General features: G+C 69.3%; 5 protein-coding genes and 1 pseudogene. 3 read left to right on the forward strand and 3 right to left on the reverse strand.

Features of this window, described 5'->3' with window-relative positions:
• A pseudogene (locus tag OKJ99_RS18135) lies at nucleotides 1-725 on the reverse strand (FUSC family protein); the annotation flags it as partial.
• Between the two features lie 137 nt (nucleotides 726-862).
• Between OKJ99_RS18135 and OKJ99_RS18140 the strand changes: the two are divergent.
• Nucleotides 863-1,402 (forward strand): 2'-5' RNA ligase family protein, encoded by a 540-nt coding sequence (locus tag OKJ99_RS18140; RefSeq protein ID WP_326017541.1) that lies wholly within the window; start codon nucleotides 863-865, stop codon nucleotides 1,400-1,402.
• Here the strand turns inward: OKJ99_RS18140 and OKJ99_RS18145 are convergent.
• Nucleotides 1,396-2,169 carry a nucleotidyltransferase domain-containing protein gene (locus tag OKJ99_RS18145; RefSeq protein WP_326017543.1) on the reverse strand — a complete coding sequence of 258 codons (774 nt, stop codon included), beginning with the start codon at nucleotides 2,167-2,169 and terminating at the stop codon, nucleotides 1,396-1,398. The genes OKJ99_RS18140 and OKJ99_RS18145 overlap by 7 nt on opposite strands.
• A gap of 117 nt (nucleotides 2,170-2,286) precedes the next feature.
• Nucleotides 2,287-7,173: a DUF3320 domain-containing protein gene (locus OKJ99_RS18150; protein ID WP_326017545.1), complete on the reverse strand. Its 4,887-nt coding sequence runs from the start codon at nucleotides 7,171-7,173 to the stop codon at nucleotides 2,287-2,289.
• 268 nt (nucleotides 7,174-7,441) lie between these two features.
• Here OKJ99_RS18150 and OKJ99_RS18155 point away from each other — a divergent pair, with 268 nt between their 5' ends.
• Both OKJ99_RS18155 and OKJ99_RS18160 read left to right on the forward strand, forming a co-directional pair.
• Nucleotides 7,442-8,653 (forward strand): serine/threonine protein kinase, encoded by a 1,212-nt coding sequence (locus tag OKJ99_RS18155; protein ID WP_326017546.1) that lies wholly within the window; start codon nucleotides 7,442-7,444, stop codon nucleotides 8,651-8,653.
• 104 nt (nucleotides 8,654-8,757) lie between these two features.
• Nucleotides 8,758-11,628 (forward strand): DEAD/DEAH box helicase, encoded by a 2,871-nt coding sequence (locus tag OKJ99_RS18160; protein ID WP_326017548.1) that lies wholly within the window; start codon nucleotides 8,758-8,760, stop codon nucleotides 11,626-11,628.
• Nucleotides 11,629-11,639: the final 11 nt, after the last annotated feature.

An 11,639-nucleotide genomic window follows, 5' to 3' on the forward strand; every position in this document is an offset into this window, starting at 1 on the left:
CGGCGCAGCCGCAGGGACGCCTTCGAACGGCCGCGCCGCAGGGCGTCCTGCGCCTGGTCGAGCGCCGCGGTCAGCGCGACGCGGCGCGCCTGGGCCTCGGGTCCGCCGGCGGCGTCGAGCAGCCGGGCCACGGCTTCGTACACGGAGGCGACGGCGGCACGCTCACCGTCGTAGAGGTAGCCGAGCCCCTTCGTGCGTACGTTCGTGCGTACCGGAGAGGGCAGTAGCAGCCGCAGCAGGATCAGCCACGCGGCGCCCCCGGCGAACAGCAGCGCGCGCTGCCAGCCGGGCTCCGGAAGCGGCATCCCGGCGCCTATGGCGACGGTGACGAGGAACTGGGTCCCGGAGGAGGACGCGATGGGCCCGACGGCGCTGAAGGCGCCGCCCACGAGCCCGAGCACGGCGAAGACGCAGGCCATGAGCGCCCCGGTCGGCAGCGCGCCCCCGACAAGACTGCCGACGGTCATCCCCAGCGCCCCGGCGAGCGCGGGCCCGCCAAGACGCGAGACGGCGGCGAGCCGCGGCCCCGGCCGGTCGTTGACCCCGGCGAGCAGCGTCCCGAGCGCGAGCAGCACCCCGCTGGACGGCCGCCCGGCGGCGACGGCGACGAGCAGCAGCGGCCCGCCGGCCAGGGCCCCGCGCACGACGGCGGGCCACGGCACGGGCGCGCGCTGGGCGCGCAGGGCGTGACTCAGCCAGGGCGGGAGCGAATGGGGGCGGCGCATGACGGTGGGCAGACTCCTGTCGTACGAATACGGAGGGGTGCCGGACGCCGTCGGCCAGCCTGAACTGGTCTGTCAAGAGTAAGCGGAGTTGTTGGAGGGGAGGAAACAGCGAGGTTTCCGGAATGTGACACTTGACCGTGCCCACGCGACCTACATCTCAGGACAACGACGGCTGGCCCGACCTCCCCGGCGACACGGCCCTGACGCTCCACGTCCCGGAGGCCGACGCGCTGGTCCGCACCCCGTCCAGGGCCCACATCACCCTGCTCTACCCGTTCCTCCCGCTGGACCGGATCACGCCGGAGACAGACGCGGAGCTGCGCTCGCTGTTCGCGTCGGCGCCCCCGCTCCCCCTCACCTTCACCGAGGTACGCCGCTGGCCGGGCGTCCTCTACCTGCCCCCGGCCCCGGACGACCCCCTCCGCGCCCTGACGAAGGCTCTACGGCAACGTTGGCCGGAGGCGGTCCCGTACCGCGGCATCTTCGGCGACGAGGGCCTGGACCCCCACCTCACGCTGGCGAGCGGCGCGGGCACGGACGACGTCCCGGAGACGGAGTTCACGGGGGCACTGCCGCTGCACGCGCGCGTGGAGTCGGTGAAGCTGATCGTGACGGAGGGGGCGGGGACGGGCTGGCGCGACCTCCGCACGTACCGGCTGGGACCTCCCGGCTACTGAGCGCCGGCGACGGCCCGAGCCATCAACTCCCGCGCGCGATCGACGAGTTCTTCGAGCGGCAGCGCGGGGTTGGCCACGATCCCGTCGATGTCCCGCAACCCGGCCCGCTCCAGCAACCGCTTCTCGTTGGTCACCCACTCCCCGCGCGCGGCGAGCACGGCATGGGCGGCCTGCATGGCCGCGCCGGCGATCGCCCCCACGACCTCGGTGCGCCCGCCGAGGGGCGCGTTGTTCCCCTTCGCGTACTCCAGGGTGATCGAGGCGCGCCCCCACCACACGTCGGGGGCGGCCTTGCGCAGGGCGACCGGGTACCCGTCGGGCCTCGGCATCTCGCCACGCAGCACCCGGTTGACGGCGAGCTCGGCGACGACGAGATACGACGGGATCCCGGCGAGGTGGAACATCAACGGCTCGACCCGGAACCGCCCGGCCTCGGCTTCCCTCAACTCGTGCTCGACGACATCGAGGTCTCGATAGTGCACGTCCACACGCCGCTCGTCGACGCTCAGCCAGGCACCCCCGTTGAAGACGCCCCCGCCCCAGCCCCCGATCTCGGAGACCTCGCCCTCCCACCCGACGTCCCGCAGATGCCGGGGCTCGAACAGCCCCTCGCTCCCCCGGTAGTACACGGCGGTGTCCCAGTCACTCGCGGCGGTGTGCGTGCCTTGCGCGCGTGACCCGCCGAGGGTCACGGCGTGCACCCCGGGCAGGGCGTCGAGCCGGTCGGCGAGGCGGTCGAGGAAGTCGTCATCGGTGAACTCGGGCATGGGCCCACGCTACGCCCATGATTGTCGCCCTTGAGTGAACTACCCCGTGGGGCAGGCCTGCTCAGGATCATGGACCAAGGTGCACCTCACACGAGACCACAACCCTGCCAGCTCACGTCAGTTCGCTCCGGCAACGATTCGCTCCAGCGTTCCGGTCAGACGCTCATGGCGGAAGAGTTCCCTGATGTCGGAGGTGAGTTCGACCCGGATGTCGGGCCCAAGCCGCTTCCACCCGAAGAACACGCAGGCCTGCTTGAGGAGTTCCTCTTCGGTCATGCCCGGGCACTCGGCAGCGAGTTCGGCGAGCACCAACTGACGCTCGGTGGACGGGATATGCGCCGCCTTGCGGGCGCACTCCGGAACGGGCCAACGGGCCACCGACGCGTCCGAGCATCCAGCAAGGTCGAAGAAGTCGCCGTCTCGCACGATTTCCCTGGCATGGACGAGCGCGTGCAGAACATGTCGAATGTTGTCCCTGATCCGACTGCCTGCCTTGGCCACACCCCACGTTTCCCGGGTCCGTTGCACCAGAAGTTCCTCATGTACCGCTCCCTCGACTTCGATGATCTGCATCAGAAGGCGGCGCAGCGGTCGCCGGGCGTCCGGCGTGTGCAATTCAACGGTAGGTGACATGTGGACCCGAGCCACTTGATAGGGGGCGGCCCAGGCTCTCTCCGGCTGCTGGTCGACGGGGACGCGGACCGGATCGGGCTGCTCGTCGGGCGCTACCGCCTCGGGTTCCGGAGCGGACACCGCCGCAGGACTGCTGACGCCGGGCGACTCCTGAGCCACTGCTGCCTCGACGGCTGCACGCAATCGCTGCTCCGCCGACTCCCGGTCGCGATACCAGTCCGTTCCCCAGATGCGGTACAAGTGCCACCCCAGGCCTTCGAGTACCTGCTGGCGCAATCGGTCACGGTCGCGGGCCACTCTGGACGAGTGGTACATGGCGCCATCGCATTCGATGCCGAGCGCATACGCCCCCGGGGCGCCGGGGTGGCGCAGGCCGAGGTCGATGCGGTACCCGGCGACGCCGACCTGCGGCTGCACCTCGTAACCCCACTCCCGAAGTACATGGAGCACCGAGTCCTCGAAAGGGCTGTCCGTCGGCGCGGATTCGTCCTGGACGACGTCGCGCGCGAGGACCGCCGGGCCGTTCTCGGCATATTCGAGGTAGCGCTTGAAGTGCTGCACGTTCTCGTTCTGGCTTTCGGCCAATTGGCTGCCGTGGAACGAGGCGACGACCTCCATTCGGTAACGGGCCCGGGTCACCGCCACGTTGAGCCGTCGCCAGCCGCCCTCGCGGTTGATCGGCCCGAAGCCAGTACTCAGTTTGCCGTGCTCATCAGGTCCGTAGCCCACGGAGAGAATCATGACGTCACGCTCGTCGCCCTGGACGGATTCCAGGTTCTTGACGAAGTAGCCGTTGAGCCGGTCCTCGGTGAACCAGCGGTCCAGGTCGGGGCGCTCGAGTCGCGCCTGTTCCACGGCGAGTTCGATGGCGGAGGCCTGCGCCTGCGACAAGGCAACCACGCCGAGACTGCGGCCGGGGCGGGTGTCGAAGTGGTGAATGACGCGCCGTGCGACAGCCTCCGCCTCCTTCAGGTTGTCCCGCCGGCCACCTCTGTCGTAGACCCCGTCCGTCTTGAAGAACCGGACGCCGACGTCATCGCCCTGATCCGTCGCACCGGGGAACGTGATCATCGAGTTTCCGTAGAACGAGCGGTTGCTGAAGGCGATCAGGCTTTCGTGGCGACTGCGGTAGTGCCAGCGCAAGGGCAGCACCCGCATCGCGCCGGCCTTGCAGGCGTGCAGCAGCGACTCGAAGGTGTCGGGCACCTCTTCGTCGTACTCATCCGTCTCGTCCCCGACCGAGGCGTCGAAGAACGAGGTGGGCGGGAGCTGGTTCTCGTCACCGGCGACGATGAGCGCCCTGCCCCGATAGATGGAGTTCGCGGCATCACTGGGCCGAACCTGTGAGGCCTCATCGAAGATGACGACATCGAACTCGTAGTCCGAAGGCAAGAATTGACTAACAGTCAAGGGGCTCATCATGAAGCACGGCTTGAGCCTCTGCACGACATCGCGCGTACGCCCGAGCAGCTCCCGCACGGGCATGTGACGAGTCTTCAGCTCAGCCTGTCGAGTGATCACTGCTGCGGCTCCGCCACCGAAGCTGCGCGGCCGGCGGCTGTTGCACGCCTCGATGACGGCGCCCTGAGCCGCTGCGACAAGACGCTGGTCGGCCGCACGGAAATCGTCGAGCCGTGCATCCAGATCCGGCGACCGGGTGGTCCGCAGCCGGGCATCGGCGGTGAGCACTGCGTCCGCCCATGCCTGGAGAAGCGCACGCTCGACCACGGAGGGCAGCTGGTCCGCGGCGATACCTCGCTCGACGAACCGCTGCACAAGATCCCCGGCGCCGAAGCCGTCGAGCTCAACGAGCGCGTCTCGGTACGCCCGCCATTCCTCCGGCCCATGCGGGTCGGCCTGCAGTTCACCGACTGCCTTCCGGGCCTCCTCGAAGGTGCCCATGACCTCGGCGTGCAGCCGGGTCCGCCGGGTCACCTCGAAGAGTTCGAGGAGTCGGGTGGCCGCGCCTTCCCAGCTGGCCGTGCGCCGCTCCGCGACATCGCACCAGTCGGCGAGCGCGGCGCGGACGGCACTAGTCTGCAGTGCGAGCAACGGATGCGGCTGCGTACCGTCGGCAAGCCCGGCCGTCCGGAGGTTCTGCGCCCCGCCCGTCGCCGACTGCCGTCCGGAGGAGGCGAGTTCCTCGATGCGGCGGGCGACGTCCAGTGCCCGGTCGAGCGGTCCGAACTCGTCGGCACGGCGCGGTGTATAGCGGCCGAGCACCGTCGTGTACTGGTCGACGAGACGGGAAGTCTCGGCGGTGGCCTGCTGCCAGGCCAGCGCGTCCCCGAGACGTGCCACGCGGCCCTTGTCCCAAACGCCGTCGCGAGTGAGCTCGCAGAGGGTGTTCCGGTCGGCCTTGAACTGCGCCGAGAAGCGCGCCATCAGCCCTCGGTGCTGCTGGTCGAACCGCTCAATGAGCGCCGGTAGTTCGGATGCCGTCAGCACCTGGTCGCCAAAGATGTCCCCGGCCGCGTCCCGTGCTTGGGCCTCCCGACCGACGGCGCCACGCAGCTCCTCGGTGACGGCGCCGGCCTGGCGCAGCGACTCCGGGTCGAACCAGTCGGCGAGCGGCCGATGCTCGGCCGTGGCGAGGTCGGCGAGCTCGCACAGACCAAAGGCTTCTCGTGCGGATCCCGGTTTGGGCATGCCCAGGTTGTCGGCGAGTTGAGCGAGTAGCAGGGACGGGTCCTCGGGGAGTGTCGTGCCGACCGAGACCTCGCGTCCGGGCAAACCGGCCCGCAGTTCCTGCACGGCTTGTCGAACTTCGTGCACGTTCTGCGGCACTGCCGCGTCCGAGCGCGCGAGAGGGCGACGCAACGCGGCATGTTGGAGGCTTTCCAATGCGTCAACGGCTTCGCCGAGCACGCCGAGTGGCGCGTCACCGTCCAGCCCTCTCCAGGCGAAGGACTCCCCCTCGCTGGCGGGCCGCCAGGCGCGAGTGACGGCTCGCGCCGCCGTCACGAGTTCCTGCACCGCCGCGGCACTCAGCTCGCCGATCCGCTGAGCGCTCACGTGCCGCAGCATCAATTGCGGCGTGCCACCCTGCTCAAGCAGAACGATCCGCCCGAGAACGTCGTGCAGAGAGCGCCCGAGCGGTTCCCTGGCGACGTTCATCGCGGCAGCGTACGCAGAGAGCTCCTCGCGCAGTCGACGCGCCCGGTCGAGCTCGTGGTCGGCTGCACCCTTGGCCGGTATCCGGGTCGTGAGAACCCTCCCCAGCTCGGTGGCAACGGCCTTTTTGGTGGTGTCCCCGCTGTGCAGAGCGAGAACAAAGTCACCAAGCCCGACCCCGCTCAGCCGGTTGCGTACGACATCGAGGGCGGCGGCCTTCTCGCTCACGAACAGCACACTGCGCCCGGCATGCATCAACGCGGCGATCATGTTGGTGATGGTCTGGCTCTTGCCCGTACCGGGCGGACCGCTCATCACGAAGGAGCGTCCGTCGAGCGCGGCAGCGATGCACTGCCGCTGCGAGGCGTCCGCATCGAGCACGAGCGGTGTCCGCTCGGGCAGCTGGATCTCGTCGATGCGGTCGAGTTCCGGCGGCTCGAAGCCTATGAGGTCGTCGGGGAGCCCCGCATCGGGCCCCAGCGCGACGGCACGGATCAGCGGATGCCCGAGGATGAGCTCCTCGTGATCCTTGAGGTCCTGATACATGGCCTCTTTGTGGGACTGGAAGAGCCCGAGCACGATGCGCTCACCGACACTCCAGCCGTCCTGCTCCTCGGCCACGCGCCGGGCGGCCTCGAGCACGGCCGGCAGATTCTCGGGGTCGGCGCCGTCCATCACCCCCGACCAGTCGATCCCCGCCCTGGCGAGCCGGACGGCCAGCGCCGGGTTGTGCACGGCTTCCTGGTCATCGGCCCTGTGCAACCGGGTCCGCCCCTGCCCGTCCCGCTGCAGTTCCACGGGCACGAGCACCAGCGGCGCCGCGCTGGTCCCTTCCTGTACGTCGCCTTCCTTCCAGTCGACTATTCCGACGCCGAGCCAGAGAACCCACAGGCCATAGTCGTTGAAGGCCTGTCGAGACTGCTGCCGCAGCCGGTACAGGGCGCTGTCGAGCGTGGCCTGCGTCTTCTTCTGCGTAACGAGCCCGGCGGTACGCGGGGCGGCCCCCTTGTCGAGACTGATGCCTTCGGCCTCATCGACGGGAGCGAAGTCCCATCCCCGCCCGAGCCCCGAGATCACATCCTGTATCCCCGGCGCCTCGAGCTCCAGCGTGGCGGTCCTGGTGTGCCGGAAGTTCAGCAACTTGTTCCGCCCACCCATGTCGAGCAGGGCGTCACGCCATTCCCCGAGCGAGGCGCGCAACCGGTCGGCGCCCGGGTCAGGAACAACAGGGCGGACGGTGGTCGGCTGGGGGTGCATCGGGGTACCTCCACGGGCGGGGCTCTGGCACAACGGACGCCGCCCGATTGAGCCCAGGCGGCGCCGTATCATGCTATGTACCAGAAGGCCGGTATCGACACGGCCGAAACAACTCTTCTCGCCCAGCATAAAGTCCTGAGCTCGAAAGCCTGAAGTCCAGGCCCGAACAGGTCCCCGTGCGGCTGTCCGAAGAGGGGCTACGTTCCTCATCGCGTTGAACTACCGTTACTGGGACTCACATGATGACCAGTGTGGAAGGACGACCCACGTGAACGCGGCCGCGCTGAGCCCCGAGGACCCGACCGAGCTCGGGGGGTTCGAGTTGCTCGGCCGCATCGGGCACGGCGGCATGGGCCAGGTGTATCTGGGCGAGTCCCCCGGCGGTGAGCCCGCAGCGGTGAAGGTCATCAAGCCGTCCGTGGTCGACTCCGAGACCCGGCTGCGGTTCGCCCAGGAGATCGAGGTCCTCAAGACGATCTGGGGCCCCCGGATCGCCGCATTCCTGGATGCCGACGCAGATGCCGAGCAGCCCTGGCTCGCGACGGAGTACGTCGACGGTCCCGACCTGCGCAAGCACGTCCACACGCACGGCCCGCTGCCCCTTGTGCTGACGGCGTCCCTCGGCGCGACGCTCGCGGAGGCTCTGCACGTCGTGCACAAGCAGGGTCTGCTGCACCGTGACCTCAAGCCGGCCAACATTCTCCTGGGCCAGAACGGCCCCAAGGTCATCGACTTCGGCCTCGCGGTCTTCACCGAGTCGAGCGCGTCGCTGACCGCGCCCAATACGGTGCTCGGCACACCGGCGTGCATGGCTCCCGAGCAGGCCATGGGCGAGAAACCACTCAGTCCAGGTGTGGATGTGTACGCCCTTGGGGCTGTCCTGCTCTTCGCCGCGAGCGGGCACTATCCGTTCAGGGCCGACAACATCCACGCGCTCTTCAACTTGATCGTCAGGGACGACAGCAGGCCGGACTTCGGCGGCGCCCCGGACGAGCTGGTCCCGCTCCTCACCGCGATGCTGTCCCACAAGGCCGGGGACCGCCCCACCCTGCCCGAGGTCGTCAAGCAGTGCCGGGCCGTGGTCGAAGGCCAGGGCATGAAGATCGCCCAGGCCCGCCGCCGCCTCACCGCGCACATCACCGACACCAGAATCCAGGACGCGCCGACCGAGCCCCCACCCCCTACCCTCGCCGACCGCACGACGGTCACCACGCCGCAGCCGACGGCGCCCACGGTTCTGTTGCCGGAGGCCGACACACCCCCGGCCGCGTACACCCCCACCGTCAAGGTGCGTCCCGGGCCCTCAGCTCCCACCGCACCGCCGGCCCGGCCGACGGCACCCCCCGGAGCACCTCCCGTGTCGTCCCGGAGCAAGGAGCGGTCGGCCCCGGGCCGCGCGAAACCGGTCCTCCACTCGGCGCAGGCCAAGCGGGTCGCGCAGCAGCTGCGCGAGACCTACGCGCAGCACGCGAAGTTCTGACCCTGCCCGAGGCCACTCCGGGGCCACCACAACAACACGCGAGGCACCGCTCCACGCGGGACGCGGGACGCGGAACACAGTCATCACAGCAGGAGGCACCGCACGTGACCGTCGACCAGGCCGACGTCGCACCGACCACTTCCGCCGCCGCGGACGGCGAATCGGCGGAGGCCAAGTACCCGCCGGGTTCGCAGATCGAGGTCCGCGACGAGGAGTGGCTCGTACGGAACGTGACGCGCACGAACGACGACGGCGACCGCATCGAGGCCGTGGGCATCTCCGAGTTCGTACGCGACCAGGAAGCCGTCTTCTTCACCGCGCTCGACGACGTGGAGCTGATGGACCCGCGCAAGACGAAGCTGACGCCCGACGACTCCCCGAACTTCCGCCGCAGCCGCCTGTTCCTGGAAGCGATCCTCCGCAAAACTCCGCTGCCCCAGTCGGAACGCGGCCTGGCTCTGGCCGACAGCTTCCTGCTCGACGCACTCCCGTACCAGCACCGCCCCGCCCAACTGGCTCTTTCCGGCGGCAACTTGCGGCCGCGCATGCTCATCGCGGACGTGGTCGGCCTCGGCAAGACGCTGGAGATCGGCCTGACCCTGGCGGAGCTGATCCGCCGGGGCCGCGGCGAGCGCATCCTCGTCGTCACCCCGCAGCACGTCCTGGAGCAGTTCCAGCACGAACTGTGGGCGCGTTTCGCGATCCCTCTCATCCGTCTCGACTCGGCGGGCATCGAGAAGGTGCAGCGGGAGATCCCGGCGGGCCGCAACCCGTTCACGTACTTCAAGCGCGTCATCGTCTCCATCGACACGCTCAAGAACACGGACCAGTACAAGCACCACCTGGAGCGCATCGCCTGGGACGCCGTCGTGATCGACGAGTCCCACAACCTGATCAACCGCGGCTCGCTGCGCAACCAGCTCGCCCAGCTCCTCGCGCCGCGCACCGACGCCCTCATCCTGGCGTCGGCCACACCGCACAACGGCGACGCCCGTTCCTTCGCCGAGCTGATCTCACTCCTCGACCCGGCGGCGATCCGCGACCCGGACCGCTATGACGCGGACGACATCAAGCATCTCTTCATCCGCCGTACGAAGGTCAGCTCCGAGGTCCGCGAGCAGATGAAGGGTCAGTGGGCGGACCGCGGCCCGAGCGAGTCGGTGCACTGTGCTGCGACTCCTGCCGAGGAGCGGATCTTCAAGGAGCTGTCCCAGGTCTGGCTGCCGACCAACGGCAGCAAGTCGGTCAGCGAGGTCCCCCTCTTCCCGTACACGCTCCTCAAGTCGTTCCTCTCCTCGTACACGGCGCTGCGCGCCACGGTGAACGCCCGCATCAAGACCCTGGAGAAGAAGGACGACCAGTCGACGGCCGGCCCCGAACTCGCGGCCCTGCAACGCCTGAAGGAACTGACGGCCGTCCTGACGGAGCAGGACTCGTCGAAGTTCCGTTCGCTGGTCAAGCAGCTCAAGGACATCGGTGTCGGCCCGCGCAGCGAAACCCGCGTCGTGGTGTTCTCCGAGCGCGTGCAGACGCTGGAGTGGCTGCGTGCGACGGTCCCCGCCGCACTCGGCTTCAAGGGCAAGGCGCTCAACGAAGCGGCCCGCGTCATGCACGGCGGCCTCTCCGACGAGCAGCAGATGCAGTGCGTGGAGGACTTCGGCCTGGCGGACGCCCCGGTGCGCATCCTCTTCACCGGCGACGTGGCCTCCGAGGGCGTCAACCTCCACCGGCAGTGCCACCAGTTGATCCACTACGACGTCCCGTGGTCGCTGATCCGTATCGAGCAGCGCAACGGCCGTATCGACCGTTACGGGCAGTCCCACCAGCCCCAGTTCCGCGCGCTGATCCTCACGAGCGAGACGGAGAACGCGAAGGACGACCGCACGGTCGCCGAGCGCCTCCTGGAACGAGAGGACGAGGCACACCGCAGCCTGGGCACGGCGGAGGCGGTCTCGGGTCTGTACAGGGCGGAGGCGGAGGAGAAGTCCCTCATCCAGGACCTGCTGCGCGGCCGCTCGGTCAACGAGTCCCTCGATGCGACGGCGCAGGCGGCAGCAGACGAGGAGACCGGCGGGGACTTCCTGGCGGACTTCTTCGGCGCGGTGGGCGACGACCCTGAGGAGATCCTCGACGGCGAGGCCCCGCCGGCGCCCGCCGACGTACCGCGCCTGTTCACGGGCACTCGCGAGTTCATCGACGAGGCGGTACGCGAGGTCTACCCGGACGCACAGCAGCAACTTGACCTCGACCAGGACCAGGACACCGGCCTGATCTCCTTCAAGCCGCCGAAGGACCTCACGCACCGCATGAAGGCGCTACCGCCGGACTACCGTCGCGAACAACGCCTGCACGAACGCCTATTGGTGACGCTGAACCGCAAGCTCGCCGACCTGTCGCTGACGCGGGCGCGGGAGTCGTCGACGTCGTCGTGGCCGGAGATCTCGCTCCTCACCGACCTCCACCCGGTGGTGGAGTGGCTGACGGACAAGGTCCTGGTCCGCCTGGGCCGTCAGGAGGCCCCGGTGATCACGGCGGACGTCCCGGCGCCCACGTACCTAGTCCAGGGCATCTTCTCGAACGCGCTGGGCCGTCCGACGGTGGTCAAGTGGATGGCCGTGACGGCAGGCGCGGCGGGCCCCGAGGTGACGGACGACATGGTCGGCATACTGCGCGCGGCGGGCGTGGGCCCGACCATGGCGAACCCGCTCCACGAACACGACCGGGACCTCCTGACGTCCGGCATCCCTGGCGCGCTCGACGCGGCGGAGGACTTCCTGCGCCGGCACAGCGCGGAGTGGGACAAGGCGCTCCTGGAACCCATCGAGAACTACAAGCGGCGCCTGGGTAATTGGGAACAGCCGACCCTGGCGGGCGAACACACCAAGGCGGCCCTGGCCGACCTGGCCGACTCGCTCCTCACCACCGGCCGCCCGATGCTCCGGGTCTTGGCCGTCCTCGACTCCGCGTCCGCGTAACTTCCCTGACC

This window comes from Streptomyces endophyticus, from assembly GCF_035798155.1.
Taxonomy (GTDB): Bacteria; Actinomycetota; Actinomycetes; order Streptomycetales; family Streptomycetaceae; genus Streptomyces; species Streptomyces endophyticus.

Coding starts and splice junctions, on each gene's coding strand:
- OKJ99_RS18145 (WP_326017543.1), bottom strand. CDS start 2,169: ATGCCCGAGTTCACCGATGACGACTTCCTCGACCGCCTCGCCGACCGG.
- OKJ99_RS18150 (WP_326017545.1), bottom strand. CDS start 7,173: ATGCACCCCCAGCCGACCACCGTCCGCCCTGTTGTTCCTGACCCGGGC.